The organism is Calothrix sp. CCY 0018 (genome assembly GCF_963920925.1).
GTDB lineage: Bacteria > Cyanobacteriota > Cyanobacteriia > Cyanobacteriales > Nostocaceae > Rivularia.
In genome coordinates, this window is the sequence record NZ_CAWUDI010000047.1 from 19,907 (window position 1) to 37,180 (window position 17,274).

The following is a 17,274-nucleotide window of genomic DNA, read 5'->3' on the forward strand; positions in this document are numbered from 1 at the left end:
GCAAAAGAAGCAAAAAATACATAAAAAGTTATATTTTGAGTAGACACTTCATGAACTGTCTATACAGATAATTACACCTGACTACAAGTGTATTTGCTGAGTAATAGTATAAAAAAAATTTTTTCTGGACGTAGCTCTAAACGATAAGCAGCAATCAGGATGAGAATAGCGTGATTTATATTACATTAAGATGTAAATTAGTTTGCGTCTAAATGAAAGATGAAGCGCTCTTTAAAAGGTCAATAGTAATTAGTTACATTTTTACTAATTCCTATAGTTGATTACCTATTCAACTTGCATCTTGCAGTTTCAGGATAATTTATTATTTTTTTTCAAATTAAATTAATTATTGCAGATGACAAAATCACTACATAATTTATTTTTATATTAAATGATACAAATATTATTTTGTTAGAGTATTTATGCTGTAAGAAGTAATACGCACAATATTTTGGCAATAATAAATACATAACTAAACAAGAAATCCCTGATTGCTTAAGTGAAAAATCTGAGTAATATTACTTAAGTGTGGTTATTAGATAAAGATTCGGCAAAGTCAGGTTTTAGGTAGTGGTCTAGATTGTAAATTAGAAACATATAGTGTGTAGGGCAGTTCATAAATACTGAGTTTCGGAGAACCTTAAATGTAGTTAGTAGCTGCAATTTTGGTTCTCAGAATTACAAGTAGCTTGTGAAGTTCAGTTTTTAAATATATATTGCGTCGGGTGTTTAAAAGTTTGATGACACGGTAATAAATAATTAACGTGGAAATTTTTAATTATTGCCTGCACGGAATTACTGACTGAAAAAGAACCCATACATGGGATACTCAACTTTAAGCAAGAGAAATGTTAGTGGTGTGAAGGTTATGGAGATGAAGATGAATATGTTTTATTTAATATTCAAGAGGAAATGGCGTATATTCTTTTCCTCGGTTGATGGTAGTTTTTACCGCAAACAGACAAAATTAAAGTCATTTCAAATAACAAAAATTTAGAGGAAATACCTTTAATAAAAAAGTTACACGTTGTATCTACGGACAAAAAATAGCTGCAATTTTAAATTAAGTCAGGTAGTCAGTGTTGGTTCACTATTGACGAGTCGCAGTTAATGTTTATTGTTGCCAATTTCTTGAAAGGCAATAATTCAGATTTACTCTTGACTAGTGCATTTACTCAAATAAACGGATCTTTTATGGTAGTCAAAAATATTTTTCACGCAACTGTTGTGTGGAAATATTTGTTCTACTAATTTTAGTTGAAGCTAGGGATAAAGATGATGAATCTATGTCAAATTATCTCAAAATTTGAAAGTCTCTCCTCACATTTGTTTATTTGATACAGGAATTCATAACTATGTACACCAGTTTTGATTCTTGACAAGCAGTTAATAATATGCTCTGATTGCAAAAAAATATACATTTTGCATAGTAGGAGAAATAAAAAATAAAATTTTCCTAGATACTACGTGTAACGGTGGTGAGGTTTAGTGATACTATTCTTTGCTACTGGTTAATAATTTCAAGATTAGAAAAAATAGGTTTTTTATTAAAGCCTATACAGAGAGAAAAATGATAGCTATTTATTGCACTGATGCCTTTCAATGACATTTTTAATTTCATGGTTAAGGCGTAAAAGCCTCCTTTTAGCAATTAGTTCCTTAAGTGTTATTGCTTACGGAATTATACCGACTGTTGCCCAAACAGTGATAAACAATACCGCTAGCGGCGGTGCAGATAATTTACCTGACGAACAAAGAGTTGATTCAAACGAAGTAACTCTTAGTGCATCTCCGGCAGATTTGCGATTAACCAAAACAGGCGATCGCGCGGCTGCGGAGCCTGGGGATACGGTAATTTATCGGTTGTTGGTTGAAAATGTTGGTCGATCGCCAGCGACGAATGTGAGTATTACCGATCGGCTGCCTTTGGGGTTGCGGTTGGTTGCTAATTCGTTCAAAGGTTCCATCGGTGATAGAGAAGTAGATTTTGGCACTCCAAATATCAATGCTTCTAGTCGAGGAACAAATCTCACTGTAAGTTCGACTGCTACTTTGCAACCGGGAGAAAGCATGGTTGTTAATTATGCGGTTGAAGTGACTCCAGATTCTATCCGTGGAAGCGGCAGAAACTTAGCTCAAGCAACAGCTGGGGGTTTGCGGAGTAACCAATCGAGTCATAGATTGCGGATTAGACAAGGGATTTTATCTGACTGCGGTACTTTGATTGGAAGGGTATTTGTCGATAAAAACTTTGACGGCGAACAGCAGCCAAACGAACCTGGAGTACCGAATGCGGTGGTTTACATGGATGATGGGAACCGCATTGTCACCGATGCCAATGGTTTGTATTCTTTAGCGAATGTGATCTCTGGATACCGCTCTGCGGCACTGGATTTGACTAGTTTACCAGGCTACTCCTTGGCTCCGAATAAATACTTTATTGAGACAAATAGCCCGTCACGTTTAGTGAAATTAGCGCCTGGAAGTATGGTGCGGGTGAATTTTGGCGTTACACCTGCGTTTTCGGAGGGTAAGAATGAATAAGAAACAATCTCGCGTGCGACTTTGCAATGGTAATAACGACCATCGCAACCAAAAGCAATTTTTTCATACGATGTTACCTGCCCTACTAAAACTGGGTAGTGCGGGTATTTTGCCAGTGGTTATAGCAATTTTAGGGTTTTCTACAATTTGCTCTAAGGCTGAAGCAGCTGCATCTTCAGATGAAAAGGCTCAACCGTCTATAGGTTCTAGATTAAAAGAGAGTAAGAATACAGTAAAAGAGGTCAAAGGTCAAGAGCCGAAAACTTCTTTACCCTCCAAAACTTCCTTAAGAGTAGAAACAGGAAAAGAGGTCAAAAGTCAAGAGCCTAAACCTTCTTTAATATCAGAGACTTCCTCCAAGTGGCTGTTTGAAAATACAGGAAAAGAGGTTAAAGGTCAATACTCTGAATCATCTTCAAGATCGGAATCTTCTAACATTTCGCCACCTCTAGAGGAATTAGTAAAGCTGGCGGAAATCGGAGACAGTCCCGTTTCTCCAACCTCTCCAGCAACACCTGGTTCAGGCTCTTTGTTTGACCAACAAGGTGGGTCTTTATTTCAGCAACAGCAGCAACCACAGCCGCAGCCACAGAACGTTCCTCAAGAACAACAAACTCAAGCAGAACCGGCGTTACCCCTGCAAGAGAATTCGACACCTCCCTCAACACAAAGAAGTCGTAGCAAGATACAGCTCGAAATTACCCCTGTAGGCGACCCAGTAGTACAGGCTGATGGACGTTCGACGATTCAGATCCGAGGGCAAATTATCAACTCGGAAGGGGAAGTGATTCCTCGCGATGTGTTGGTAACTCTGACAAGCAGCGCGGGTAAGTTTATCGGTTCCGACCAAGACCCAGATGCACCTGGATACCAGGCACTTGTGGTCAATGGTGAGTTTATTGCCACTTTGCAGTCAGGCTTAAAGCCTCAACCCGTTCGCATCCGGGCAGCAGTTCATAAAATCAAAAAACCTACATCTACCCTAAGACAGAGAGAAAGAGCAATTGATGGAGAAATCTTATTAGAGAGCGGTAGAGATACAAGGCTATTTAATAACGAACTTATTGACGAGCCGATAGAAGCCTATACCCAAGTAGAATTCACCACCTACTTGCGTCCTTCGTTAGTTACGGGTATTGTCAATCTCCGTATCGGTGCTAGAGGTACCAATTTCTGGGGTAGTCGCAGAGAGTTTCTAGATCCAGATGCGGGTGATGGAACCGAGTTCGATTTAGATTCTCAGGTATTCGCTACGGGTAAAGTTGGTGAATGGCTGTTTACTGGTGCATTTAATAGCGAACGACCAATTAACCAGGATTGCGAAGGTAGAAACAGGTTATTTGGCGGGATTCAGTTTTGCGAACAGAATTATCCCGTGTATGGTGATAGCTCTACGGTGACTGCCACCACACCTTCAACAGATAGTTTTTACGCTCGTTTTGAACGCAGTTCTAAGATACCTGGTGCAGATCCCGATTATGTAATGTGGGGAGATTACAGAACTGAAGAATTTTCTCGACCTTCTCAGCTTTATGGTGGAACTGCTCGTCAACTGCACGGTTTCAAAGGTAATTACAATTTTGGACCTTTGCAGATAACTGGTTTATACGCCAATAACGTTGAAGGTTTCCAACGAGATACTTTTGTTCCTGTAGGTTTGAGCGGTAATTACTTTCTATCAAGACGATTGCTGGTGCCAGGAAGTGAAAGCGTTTATTTAGAAGCCGAAGAAATCAACCGTCCGGGTACTATTGTCAAGAGACAGGAACTATATCGCGGTCGAGATTATGAAATAGATTACGACCGAGGCACGATTAGGCTCTTAAGTCCAATATTGGCAACAGAACTTAATCCTTTTGGAGCAACTCTGCAAAGACAGGTTGTTGTTACCTATCAGCCGGAATTTGGCAATGAATCTGATATTTACGGCGCAAGGGCACAGTTTAATATCTCTCAGAATTTTGATAATAAATCTTTTATCGCCGGTTCCTATTTAAGGGAAGACCAGGGAGATAGAGATTTTGAACTGTATGGAGCGGATTTTCTACTTTCCTTCGGTCGTTTTGGTAAGATTCTTGGTGAATATGCCAGATCGGAAAGCAATATCGGCAGTGGTGACGATTTAACCGGAAATGCTTACCGTATCGAAGCGATTGGTAACTTAAACGATCGCGTAAACTTAAATGCTTATTACCGTTCGGTGGAGGAGAATTTTAATAATAATGCTACATTCAGCTTTTCTCCCGGACAAACCCGTTACGGTGCTGGTTTACTCGGTAAGTTAACCGATACCACAACTCTGGGTGTTTCCTACGATGTGGAAGAAAACTTCGGTCGAGCCGCTACGGGTTTAGTAAACTTCTTCGATTTATTCGATCCCCAACCGCAAGCGCGTCCTGGGGAAGCTTTAGATAACGAACTAAAAACTTTCCGAGCCGGTATTTTACAAAACTTTGGTTTTGCAGATGCCAGCGTTGAATATGTTAACCGTTCGCGGGAAGATCGGGTAAACGATGAGTTGCAAGGAGATGCGGAGCAGATTGTTTCGCGATTAAAAGTTCCTTTAACTCAATCTTTGAGTTTCCAAGCCCAGAATGAAGTTAACATCGATGGTTCCGATCCGCTTTATCCCAACCGAACTACTTTAGGGCTAGATTGGCAGGCATTTGAAGGTGTCACTTTTAGATTGGCGCATCAATGGTACGACGATACCAGCTTGTTACCCGGTAATTCCCTAACAACTTTAGATACTTTAGTTGACTACAACCTAGCCAAAGATACTACCTTCAACGGACGTTATTCGGTATTATCTGGCTTCAATGGTTTGCAGGGACAAGGTGCATTGGGAGTCAACCACGGAATGCCGATCGCGCCGGGATTGCGGTTGAGTTTGGGTTATCAATACGTATTTAGAAACATTTTTAATGCTACCGCTGCCGGAGATAGAATCCCGCAATATTACGCAGTCGGACAAACGGCATCTTCCTTGGGATTGTTCGCCGGTTCGGTGTACAGCGTCGGCTTGGATTATACCGACAATCCAGACTTTAAAGCTAGCGGTCGCTTTGAATTCCGCGATGGTGATGAAGGTGACACCACCTTTATATCCGTGGGTGCGGCAGGTAAAATAACTCCAGCATTAACAGCATTAGCACGCTTCCAACAAGCTGGTGAAGCCAACGTGTTTTTACCTTCTTCGGTAAATAACTTTGGTGCAGATCAAGGTGTGAGATTTGAAGAGTTGGGAGACACCGCTAATTTCAAACTTGGTTTAGCTTATCGCGATCCAACCAACGATAAATTTAACGGCTTGCTCAAATACGAATGGCGACAAAACTTTGACTCCATACCCGAAAACCAGTTTACGGGAAGTTCTACAGCGACAGGACACGTATTTTCAGCAGAAGCTATTTATGCACCTTCTTGGCGATGGGAATTTTTCGGTAAATACGCGCTGCGTAACGGTGTAACTTATTTCGACGGCGATCGCTACGATGGAACGGTGAATTTAGCACAAGCGCGAGCCACTTATAAATTAGGATTCCGCACCGATTTAGCTGTAGAAGGACGTTGGATTGGTCAAAATTCCAATAATAATGCGGACTTCGACGAATTTGGAATTGCGGTAGAAGGCGGATATTACTTAACTCCAGATTTGCGTTTGGGAGTAGGTTATGCATTTGGTAGCGTAGACGACCGCGACTTTACCGGATATCGCTCGGAAGGTGGACTGTATCTTAATGTCAGCTTGAAGCTTAACGAATTGTTTGGCGGATTTGGATTGCAGAAAACAGTTCCAAAACAGGAACAGGAATCGGAAGTTTCGCCTTTGGTAAGAAACGGTAACGATTCTCAACAATCTAAGAAACCGTCGGAATTAGCCGAACGTTTGAAGAAGAACTCAGAAAGCAAATTGGTTAATCGTTTGAAGAGCGGTCAGACTCCGCGCCGCCGCAAGGCGCAAGGGAATGCTGACCAAGAGAGGGAACAGGGAACGGGGAATGGGCAACAGGAAAGAGAGCAATTTCCCACAAACAATACTCAATCTCGAATCCCTCAAAATAAATCGAATCAAACCAATTTGATTAACAATCTGAAAAACTAGCTGTTGAAATACTGGTCAAATGTGGTGTTATAGGAGCGAGCAATGCCCAAGAAAAGGTCAAAAAGGTCAAAGGTTAGAGTAATACGGTTAAAGGTGAATTTTTCGCTTTTACCTATGGTTCGTTCGCTTTTACCGAATAAAAAAATATTTTGTGTAATCCCCACTTCGATATTATTTCTTCCCACCGCAGTATTCGGACAAAATCCGAGTCCCACTCCCCCTATCTCCCCCTCCCCTCCTGCCGTGCGGGTGGTGGTAAATAGCAATATAGATGGTGAGGTAACTGCGGATGCTCAATTAACTTTGCGCGAAGCGATTGAAGTTGTCAACGGAACTCTAACCCCCCAGCAACTCAGCAGCGCCGAACAAGCTCAAGTTTCTCCGGCAACTGGGGGAAGCACTATTGAATTTAATTTACCCAGTGGTGCGACAACTATCGAACTGCAAACGGTGTTACCAGATTTGGCAGTACCTGGGTTAACAATTGACGGAAGTACCCAACCAGGATATGACCCCAACACCTCGGCAACGGCGGAAATTGCCATTCCGATTCCCTTGGTGACGATTAAACCTGCTACAGGAATAGAAGTATTTCGCGGGTTAACGGTAGTTGCGGATGACATCACAATTCGCGGCTTGAATATGTATGGTTTTAATGCCGAACCCATCAAGCAACAGTTGGGAAGCGCGTTGATTTATGACGGTAAAGCCGAACCCGCAACTCTGACAACTCCACCGGGGGATATTGTCATTGCTCACCGCAACCCCCCTCCGGATATCAGCGAGCAAAAACCTCCTAACGATGATTTTCCTTTTTACGAAAGAAACGAACCGCCGAAAAACGTAACCATTGAAAATAACTGGTTGGGAATAACTCAAGATGAAAGGGTACCCGATCGCCTTTCCGCTTTTGGTGTTTATGCCTTTAACAGTCAAGGTGCAAATATTCGTAAAAACCGGATTTCTTACCACGCTGGTAGTGCAATTATTACTTCGGTAAGGGCGGAAAATACTCAGGTGGTGCAAAACATTATTGTCGGTAACGGTATCGACGGAATGCCCGATGCTTTGCGATTTGAAGGGGTAGTCGATAATTCCCAGATTTTGGGTAACTTAATCTGTGCGAACGACGGCGCAGGAGTGTATTTATTCAAACCTCAAGGCAAGATATTAGTACAGAATAATAAAATTACCTATAACGGCCGAAGATTAAGAAGGGCTGCTGTTTTCGTTATGGGTAGCGACCATCAAGTAATTGGTAACGAAATCGACCATCAAGCGGGGCCTGGAGTCGTAGTTACCGCATTTCCCCATAACGATGTTGGTAGAAGAGGTGTAGCGAAACGCAACGACATCCGCAACAATAAATTTGCGGCATTAGAAGGATTGAGTATCGACCTCAACAGCCAGAGAAACCTGGGAGTAATCGACTTTCAGCGCGGAGATGGCCCAAACCCCAGACGTAACTCTGTAAATCGGCGTAAAGAAACCGGAAACGCTGCAATTAACGCTCCGGAATTTACCGAAAAAGCCTTTGCACCCAATGGCAGTAGCGCCATCATTACCGGCAAAGCCGATGAAGGAAGCGAAATCACAATTTATCGGTTGGGCGATTACCAACGGGGAAAAGAAGCCATATATCAACCGGGATTCGGCGCATTAACAGAACCATTAACCATAGTTACCACCGGGGAAGACGGCGAATTTACTGCTCAAGTTGAAAACGTGCAGCCAGGGGACATGATCAGCGCGATCGCCACCGACCCAAAATACGGAACGTCGGAGCCTGCGGTAGCGACAAAGATTGGTACGATTGACACTCCACCCAACGTTAACGTTACGCCAAGAATTGAACCGATTAATCCGCCGCAGTGCGTTTCCAGACCGGCACCACCACCGCCACCAACACCACCAGCACCACCACCGACACCACCTGTTACCCCACCAGAACCAATTACGATTCGAGTACCGCGCAATATCCACTTTGCCTTAGATAAATCTTTCATTAGCGACGAAAGCGCAGAAGTCCTAGACAAGGTAGCAGAAGTTCTCAAACAATATCCATTCATCGTCATAGAACTGCAAGGTCATACCGACCCCAGAGCCAGCGATGCTTACAACCAAGCGTTGGGTAGACGACGGGCGCTGTCTACGAGAAATTATCTGTTGCGGAAGGGAATTGCACCAGAAAGGATGACCATACGCTCCTTTGGTGAAAGTCAACTCAAGGTTCCCGGTAGTAACGATATTGTCGATTACGCCAGAGATCGACGTACCGAAATTATCTTCAAGGATATCAGGGGTATAGACCTTGAAATCATTGACCAAGAGCAAGATTTACAAATCGAAGGAAGGTAAAGGATTTTGGATTTTGGATTTTGGATTTTGGATTGAAGATGAGGATTTAGAAGCTAGGAGTTAGAAGCTAGGAGTTAATAGTTAATAGTTAAAAGTCCCCTTTGTTCCCTTGGACATTCCCAATTCCCAATCCCCAATTCCCAATTCCCAATTCCCATTACTAAATATTTTTCGTTGTTTAGGAAGCAAAAAATGAAAGCTTTATTTAAGCATTTATCGGCAATTACTCAAGGGGAAACGGGTTCGGTGGCAGATAATACTTCGTACTTAGTAAACAAAATCTCCACTCCCTTTCTGTCTACAACTTTATTAGCAGTGTTATTAGGCGTACCCCAGATACCAATAATTGGGAGTGGAAAAGCAGTAGCGCAAAACACGGGAAGCTGTCCTGCGGGTACCGCACCAGCAACAGTACAGTTGAACCCTAGCGATAGCCTGCAAGATTTAATACAAGAGTATAATGTTGGCGGCATTGGTACCGTCCTTAGTATTACTGAAGAAGTCCCCGGTCAAGTAATCGATCGAACCGAATCGAGAGTCGATGATGGTATTTACGGTGGTATCCAAGGTCCCGATTTACGTTTAAATATTGGTCCGGGAAAACCTCCAGAAACAGGTAATCTAGCTCCGGGTAGCGCAACAGTGACTATCACTTTTGCTCAATCAGTTACCTTAGCATCACCTTTAACGTTATTGGATGTTGACCAGGAAGGACCGCAAGACAACCGTCGATTTTTCCGAGATATAGTTACCGTTAGCGCAACTAATAATAATTCCAACGTTCCCGTTAACCTACAAGCGCTCGGCCCGTTCACCCAAGTTTCCGGAAATACTGCTTCCGGTATCAATGGAAACTCACTTGCTCAGAATGGAGATGCTAACGTTTCCGTAACACCCCAAGGACCTATTGACCAAATCAGCATTGTTTACACGCCAGACGAATCTCAACCAAGAGGACAAGACCAAAGCATCGGTTTAGCGCCATTTACTATCTGTGCGCCAGGAAATCTAGCTTCAATTGGCGATACGGTTTATCGAGATACTAATGGTGACGGTACGCAAAACCCTGGTGAAGAAGGAATTCCTGGAATTAACCTGACTTTGACAAATCCCGGCCCCGACGGTCAATTTGGGACTCCCGACGACACTACAGAAACCACAACTACTGATAACAACGGAATCTACAATTTTCCCGTAACTGGGGGAAATTACCGAGTTACCGTTGATAATCCCCCTGCTGGTTTAACACCCACTCAAACACCACCAGGAACCATTGTTGTCGCAGCAGGTGAGAATTTTGATACTGCTGACTTTGGTTTCTCTCCACAGCAAACAGGTAGTATCGGCGATACCGTTTATACAGATGGAAATAGAAATAACGTCCAGGATGAGGGAGAAGAAGGTATTCCTGGAGCTACAGTTAGCTTAGTTCTTCCAGGCCCCGACGGTCAATTTGGTACCCCTGACGATACTACTCAAACCACTACTACCAACGATAACGGTAATTACACATTCCCCAATCTTCCTGCGGGAACTTACCGAGTTACCGCAACCAGTCCCAGAGAAGGAGATACCCCCACTCAAACCCAACCAGATACTATTGAACTACAGCCAGGTCAAAATTTAGATACAGTTGACTTTGGTTTTGTACCGGAACCAGTAGGACAAGGTCAAGGAACGGGTTCTCTTGGTGATACCGTTTACAATGATTTGAACAATAACGGTCAACAAGACGAAGGTGAACCCGGAATCGGGGGTGTAATTGTCAACTATGCCGGAACCGGGCCAGATGGCGTGTTTGGTGAAAGTTTAACTGATGACGATACCAGCGGTAGAACTAGTACTGATGCAAACGGTCGTTACACCTTCCCTAACCTACCTGCGGGAACTTATCGAGTTACGATCAACGACCAATCTCAGCCAGAAATTCAGGGATTGAGTCAAACCCAAACTCCTAATAACCCGATCGCACTGGGTGAAGGGGAAAATATAGATACTGCTGATTTTGGCTATACACAAGCTACAGGTACAATTGGCGATACCGTTTACCGAGACAACAACAGCGACGGTACTCAAAACGAAGGTGAACCAGGAATTCCTAACGTTGAAGTTACTTTAATTAACCCCGGCCCCGACGGTCAATTTGGTACTCCTGACGATACAACTCAAAATACCACTACCAACGAAAACGGTATTTATAGTTTCCCCAATATTCCTATTGGTAACTACCAAGTTGTTGTTAATAATCCTCCAGAAGATTTAAGTCCGACTCAAACACCACCAACTACTATTCCTTTACAAGCAGATCAAACCTTCAATGATGCTGACTTCGGTTTCTCACCGCAACAGGTCGGTACAATTGGAGATTTAGTTTTCTTTGATAACGACGGAGACAGCACTCCCGATGGTAACGAAAGCGGAATCTCTGGAATTAACTTGGTTCTGCGAGACGCTCAAGGTAATCAAGTTGCAACTACCACCACTGAAGAAGATGGTTCTTACAACTTTGTTGCACCTCCAGGAACTTACACGGTTACAGTTGCCAATCCTCCTCAAGGTCTTACTCCCACGCTAACCCAACCAAACCCAGTTAACTTAGAAGCGGGTCAAAATATTGATACAGTTGACTTTGGCTTTCAACCACCAACAAACGGTTCAATTGGGGATACCGTATTTGCGGATGTAAATGCTAACCGCATCCAAGATCAAGGAGAACCGGGAGTTAGTGGTGTTTTAGTCAGATTAATTCGTCCGGGAGATGATGGTGTTTTTGGTACGAACGACGACCAAATTGACGAGCAGCGTACTGATAATACCGAAACAGTTGCTTTCAATCAAAATACTCCAGGTCAATATACCTTTAACAATCTTCCACCAGGAAATTATCAAGTAGAAATAGTGCTTCCCGATGGTAGTATTTTGACTACGGCTGCCAATCCGATTCCGGTAACTTTAGAACCCAGTCAAAATTTTGTCGATGCTGATTTTGGGGTGAGAATGACTGGATTGCCAGGTTCTATTGGCGATACGGTGTTCAACGACACCGACGGTGACGGCGTACAAGACTTTACCGATAGCAATAACAACGGTGTTAAAGATGCAAACGAAGAAGGTGAAGAAGGAATTCCTGGAGTTCAAGTAACTTTGAGAGATTCCGACGGTGATACAGTTGCCACCACAACCACCAACGAAAACGGTAATTATGTCTTCAATAGTTTACCTCTTGGTACATACACCGTAGAAGCTGCAAGACCTACCGACTTCAGCCCAACCACCGAAACCACATTACCGGCTCAGTTAACTCAAGCCAATCCCACCACAAATGAAGTTGACTTTGGTTTCCGTCCCGGTCGTTTGGGAGCATCCGGGCCAACAAACTTGCGTTTAGTCAAGCGGATTACCAACGTATTGAGAGGAAATACACCTATTAGCGGCGTTGCCTTCAACCAGTTTGAAGATGATTCCAACGATGAAGATGATAATAGACTCAACTCCTCTCCCCAATCTTCACCTGTAGGTATTACTCGCTTAGAAACACCTGTAGTAAGTGGTGACATAGTAGAATACACCATCTACTTCTTAAGCGAAGGTGGGGAAGCCTTGCAAAATGTCAGGGTTTGTGATTTAGTTCCCGACGGTACAACCTTTGTAAACGGTAGCATTGCTGTAAATGGCGGCGGTAACGGTGCAGATAACGGTAATTTCTCATCACCTTTAGCTCCAATACCCGCGAATTTCCAAAATATTTGTCGCAACGGTACTCCCACAAATGGTGCGGTACTTACCAACTTAGGCACTTTACCTGCTGGCGGACAATTTGGATTCGTTCGCTTCCGCGTCAGAGTTAATTAATTTCGATTAAAAGTCTTCCTTAACAACTATTGGGGTACGGGTTTCCGTGCCTCTTTTTTTGGGGAGATGGGGGGATGGGGAGATGGGGGATGGGGGGATGGGGGGACAAGGGGAGAGATAATAAAAATTGAAATTAGTTTTGATTTGGTATACTATCGCACAGCGAGGGAGAATTAATTAGTTTCTAGATTGTTAATTTATAATTCTCAATTCCCAATTCCCAATTCCCAGTTACCAATCCCCAATTTCGTAATACAAAAAAACCCGAACGATTGGGTATGATTATTTTGACCGAAATAATTGTTTGATGAGCCTCACAATTAAATGTGATTGAAATTTATTTTTGAATGTCAATGCTAAAAAAGAAATTAATTAGTTCGGTTGTTCTACCAATTGCAGTAATGTTACCTGCTCTTTTTCCTTTGGGTGAAGCAACTGCTCAAAAGCAAGAAAAAAGGATGCGTCCGATTTCTTTATTAAAAGCAAGATGCGTTAACAGCGGAATCGGTAGCACTCGGATGGAGAAGCGTAATGTTTCTATTGGTAAAGCGGTTTACAACAGTAAATTTTATTTAGGTCCTGGCTATCGTTCGGCAGCTCTGACCTGTAATATAAAACCTGATGGCGATCGCGCTCAAAATGTATTTCAAACTTTGAATTTAGGCTTTGGAATGCGCGACAATAATGTAAATAGTCCTAGCGTTCAGGTTCAACTTTATTTGGACGGAAGACCAACTGAAACTGTTACCATTGGGCCAACAAGAATGGCAAATGTATCGGTTGATGTAAATAATGTGAGTAATATTGCGATTGAAGCAACTTGTTCTAGTTCGACTCAATATTGCAGTCGCGTTTACTTTTACGATGCCGATTTGCTACGGAATAATCCGACTACAGTGACGTACCTACACTTCTCTAACGAGTAAGTGTTGGCTTCTCAGAGACTCTTCTTTGAAGACATTGACTGAGCTTGATTATACAGGTCGTGCGTCCCACGATTCCTGATATTTATAGCCGCGTTCAAATCACGACACAAACTGGTATGACATACCGGACAATTGTGCATTCTTTGCGATAGCGACTTTTTGACCTTATGACTGCAGCTAGAACATTCTTGACTGGTACCGTTTGGATTTATTTCTACTACTGATAAACCAGCATTTTCGGCTTTGTTTTTCAGTATTGATAAGAACTGACCCCAACCAGCATCATGAATCGCAAAAGCCATTCTTGTCCTAGCAAGTCCTTTTATATTCAGTTTCTCAACAGCAATTACATCGTAATTAGATAATAGGGTTTTAGTTGTTTTGAAGTGAAAATCTTTACGGGTATCAGCTACTTTTTTATGCTTGATACCTAGTTTATTAATTGCCTTCTTTCTCCGATTAGAACCAATATGCCGCCGCGATACCTTACGTTGCGCTGACTTTAATTGACCTTCAGCTTTACGTAGATGTTTTGGCGCGGCAATTCGGGTATTGTCAGAAGCTACATAAAAATCGATTAATCCCACATCAATACCAACAATATTGTCAGCATTGAAATCTGGTTTAACGGTTGGTACTTCTTTATTATCTAAACTTAGAGTAACGTAGTAGCCGTTCGCTTTTTTTGTAACAGATACGGTTTTTATAATGAAACCGTCAGGTATAGGGCGATGAGCAATAACTTTTAGATCGCCAATCTTTGACAACGTAATTTTATTTTCTATAAAATGATGTTGTTTGAATTGCTTATAAGTAAATGTTTTGTATTGCCCTAACCCTTTAAATCTAGGTCTACCAGACTTTTTACCATTACTGTCCCCTTTTAACCATCTGTCAAAAGCTTTATCAACTTTGTCAGATACAACTTGCAATACCTGGCTATGAATTTCTTTGTACCAAGGTCTATCTTTTTTAAGTTGAACTAAACTTTTTTCCTGACTTGCTTTGTTGGGTCTGTCTTTTAATTCTGGGAGATAGCAAATAAGACAACATCTATCTATAGAACAACGGTTCTGCTCGTACCAATTAAACCGTTCAGCAAGCTGATAATTATATAGACAACGTAACATATTTAATGTCTTGTCAATGATTTCTCGCTGCTTTTTATTTGGCTTTAACCTATATTGGTACGATATTCTCATGATAAAAATCCTTGCTGTCCGACCTATTCATATACTAACATATGTGTGTAGTCCTTGTGTAGATTAAAATGAAAAACAAAGCATTAAATTTAAGAGTTAGCGAAAAAAGACTAAATATTCTAAGAGCTTATGCGATGGATAGAGATAAAACGATGACGGCAATTGTGGAAGAGTGGATTGACTCGTTGTCCATTAAAAGCTTGCCCGCAATTCATCTCAACACCGATTCAAAGAATTCGGGGTGAGCCTTCTTGCGGTTGAGGGTAAATAATAATCCCGCACCAGAACAGATTTTGCCACCTCCAAGTAATTGATGGGGAGATGGGGAGAGGGGACAAGGGGACAAGGGGACAAGGAGAATTTTAACCTTTAACCTTTGACCTTTGACCTTAATTCCTAACTCCTAACTACTCCCTACTTTCTTCCTCAGCTTGCTCCGTTTCTGCTGCATTTATTTGCGGTAAACTTTTTTTGGCATTTTCGGCAGCTTGCTGAAATAAAGGTTCAACTTTTTTTTGCCAATATTTAGTATCTGGCAATTTATCGGGATTTTTTTGATAATCCTGGACTTTATCCCATTTTCCTTGAGAAATCGCTGTATTTACATCGTTGAAAAACAGAGTGGCTTTTGCCCAATCTTTTTGCCATTGATCGATCATTTCTCGCCCTTCTTTGACACGCTTGTCATTGGGAGCAAGGGTTTCTATAATGGCGATCGCACCATCTAAGTCTCCGGATTCGTATTTTTCTTTGGCTTCTTCTACAGCTTTATCGTCTTGTTTGATGTTTTCGACTGGTTTTATTGTTTCTTCGTTTTTAATAACTGGTTCTGTGGGTACTGGAGTTGCAATCAATCCACTGCCATCAACGGTTTTAACGGCAATACTTTGATCTCGCAGACAAGTTACCCATTCATCTCCATTTTTAATTACGTTGGAATGCGCCCAACCGGAATCTCCGGAATTAATTTTAAGTTCTACCCAACCTTTATTTGTCCTTTTGCCCGTTACCAAAAACGGAGTGTCTTTAGATATTTTTTGGACAATATTATTATTGGTATAAGTACTAGGCTCGGAACGAACGTTAGAATTAGCTGCAATCGTAGCCGTACAGCTAGCTTGAGCCGTTCCAGAAAAATTATTTGCAAAGTTGTTTACATTTCTAACTATGTCAGGAGTTGCAAAAGCGGCACCACCAACTAAACCGAATAAAATTAATATTTGTAAAAAATCGGGGCCTTTAGAAGCGCGAGGAATCTCGTGTTGAGGAACTGCTTGTGTTGGCTGACGCTTGTGAGCAGGTGCAACAGCAATAGTCATTACACGGGAATGCTGAGAATTTTGAAATGGAGATTGAGTACGCAGTTGTGGAAATGGTTGGGGTACCAAATCTTGCGAAAATGAATTAATCGCATATAATGCATCGCTTGCACTTTGGTAACGCTCTTTAAAGTGATAGCGCACCATTGTATTGAGTACATCTCCTAATTCGCGGCTTACAGAAACTAAATTTTGCCAGATTAATTCTCCGGTGTAGGGATCTTCTTGTAAATCCATTGGTCCAACTCCGGTAAGCGCCTGAATTGCAATAATTCCCAAGGAATAAATATCGCTATTATGGCGGGGTCTTCCTTGCCCTTGTTCGGTAGGCATATAGCCAGGAGTCCCAATTGCTACGGTAGCAGAAGAGTTTTCCATGCCTTGGAACGAACCATTACCGTAAGCTCGTAATTGCTTTACAGCACCAAAATCAACTAAAACTAATCTACCGTCGCTATAACGACGAATAATATTATCTGGTTTAATATCGCGGTGAATTACACCTTGACTGTGAACAAATTCTAAAATGGAGAGAATCGAAACTAACATTTGAATGACTTGACTTTCATTCCAACGTTCTCCAATAGTTAATTCATCAGTCAGCGGATGTCCTTCTATAAATTCTTGTACTAAATAAAAATTTTGATTTTCGACAAAATAAGCTAATAATCTAGGTATTTGGTCGTGATTGCCCAATTGTTCTAGAGTTTCAGCTTCACTTTGAAACAGACGCTTAGCGGTATCAAAAACTTTATATTCAGTGCTGGTAGGTTTAAGATGCTTTACAACACAAATCGGATTACCCGGTCTTTTGGTATCCTCAGCAATATAATTTTCACCAAACCCACCCGTTGCCAGGACTTTGATAATTTGATAACGATAGTCTAATAGCTTGCCTATCATGTTCACTCCCAGTGTTAACCCCAACGATTACGAGACGTACTAAATATTTCCATATATACTGCGAC

8 protein-coding genes are annotated in these 17,274 nt (G+C 41.9%); 6 read left to right on the forward strand and 2 right to left on the reverse strand.

Annotated elements, in window-relative coordinates; all coding sequences use genetic code 11:
• Positions 1–1,602: 1,602 nt before the first annotated feature.
• The 5 genes from ACM03V_RS27340 (at position 1,603) to ACM03V_RS27360 (ending at position 13,785) form a co-directional block, all read left to right on the forward strand.
• Positions 1,603–2,544, forward strand: coding sequence for a hypothetical protein (locus ACM03V_RS27340; RefSeq protein WP_414623958.1), 942 nt, complete (start codon positions 1,603–1,605; stop codon positions 2,542–2,544).
• Complete coding sequence (locus ACM03V_RS27345; RefSeq protein ID WP_414623959.1) at positions 2,537–6,649, forward strand: hypothetical protein; 4,113 nt, start codon at positions 2,537–2,539, stop codon at positions 6,647–6,649. The genes ACM03V_RS27340 and ACM03V_RS27345 overlap by 8 nt, the downstream gene beginning before the upstream one ends.
• A 114-nt stretch (positions 6,650–6,763) precedes the next feature.
• On the forward strand, positions 6,764–9,007 hold the full coding sequence (locus ACM03V_RS27350; RefSeq protein WP_414623960.1) for an OmpA family protein: 2,244 nt from the start codon (positions 6,764–6,766) through the stop codon (positions 9,005–9,007).
• 192 nt (positions 9,008–9,199) lie between these two features.
• Entirely contained in the window at positions 9,200–12,859 is a 3,660-nt protein-coding gene (locus ACM03V_RS27355) for an SdrD B-like domain-containing protein (protein WP_414623961.1), read from the forward strand.
• Positions 12,860–13,212: 353 nt separating this feature from the next.
• Positions 13,213–13,785 (forward strand): hypothetical protein, encoded by a 573-nt coding sequence (locus tag ACM03V_RS27360; RefSeq protein ID WP_414623962.1) that lies wholly within the window; start codon positions 13,213–13,215, stop codon positions 13,783–13,785.
• A gap of 11 nt (positions 13,786–13,796) precedes the next feature.
• Here ACM03V_RS27360 and ACM03V_RS27365 read toward each other — a convergent pair whose 3' ends face one another.
• Entirely contained in the window at positions 13,797–14,987 is a 1,191-nt protein-coding gene (locus tag ACM03V_RS27365; RefSeq protein WP_414623963.1) for an RNA-guided endonuclease InsQ/TnpB family protein, read from the reverse strand.
• 68 nt (positions 14,988–15,055) lie between these two features.
• Here ACM03V_RS27365 and ACM03V_RS27370 point away from each other — a divergent pair, with 68 nt between their 5' ends.
• On the forward strand, positions 15,056–15,232 hold the full coding sequence (locus tag ACM03V_RS27370) for a hypothetical protein (protein WP_414623964.1): 177 nt from the start codon (positions 15,056–15,058) through the stop codon (positions 15,230–15,232).
• Positions 15,233–15,394: 162 nt separating this feature from the next.
• On the opposite strand, the gene ACM03V_RS27375 is transcribed toward ACM03V_RS27370, so the two are convergent.
• A complete protein-coding gene (locus tag ACM03V_RS27375) occupies positions 15,395–17,209 on the reverse strand; it encodes a protein kinase domain-containing protein (RefSeq protein WP_414623965.1) in 1,815 nt (604 codons plus the stop codon).
• Positions 17,210–17,274: the final 65 nt, after the last annotated feature.

What these genes read in the sequence shown, in the direction of transcription:
- ACM03V_RS27375 (WP_414623965.1), bottom strand. Translation starts at nt 17,209, where the DNA reads ATGATAGGCAAGCTATTAGACTATCGTTATCAAATTATCAAAGTCCTG.
- ACM03V_RS27340 (WP_414623958.1), top strand. Translation starts at nt 1,603, where the DNA reads ATGACATTTTTAATTTCATGGTTAAGGCGTAAAAGCCTCCTTTTAGCA.
- ACM03V_RS27355 (WP_414623961.1), top strand. Translation starts at nt 9,200, where the DNA reads ATGAAAGCTTTATTTAAGCATTTATCGGCAATTACTCAAGGGGAAACG.
- ACM03V_RS27350 (WP_414623960.1), top strand. Translation starts at nt 6,764, where the DNA reads ATGGTTCGTTCGCTTTTACCGAATAAAAAAATATTTTGTGTAATCCCC.
- ACM03V_RS27370 (WP_414623964.1), top strand. Translation starts at nt 15,056, where the DNA reads ATGAAAAACAAAGCATTAAATTTAAGAGTTAGCGAAAAAAGACTAAAT.
- ACM03V_RS27345 (WP_414623959.1), top strand. Translation starts at nt 2,537, where the DNA reads ATGAATAAGAAACAATCTCGCGTGCGACTTTGCAATGGTAATAACGAC.
- ACM03V_RS27360 (WP_414623962.1), top strand. Translation starts at nt 13,213, where the DNA reads ATGCTAAAAAAGAAATTAATTAGTTCGGTTGTTCTACCAATTGCAGTA.
- ACM03V_RS27365 (WP_414623963.1), bottom strand. Translation starts at nt 14,987, where the DNA reads ATGAGAATATCGTACCAATATAGGTTAAAGCCAAATAAAAAGCAGCGA.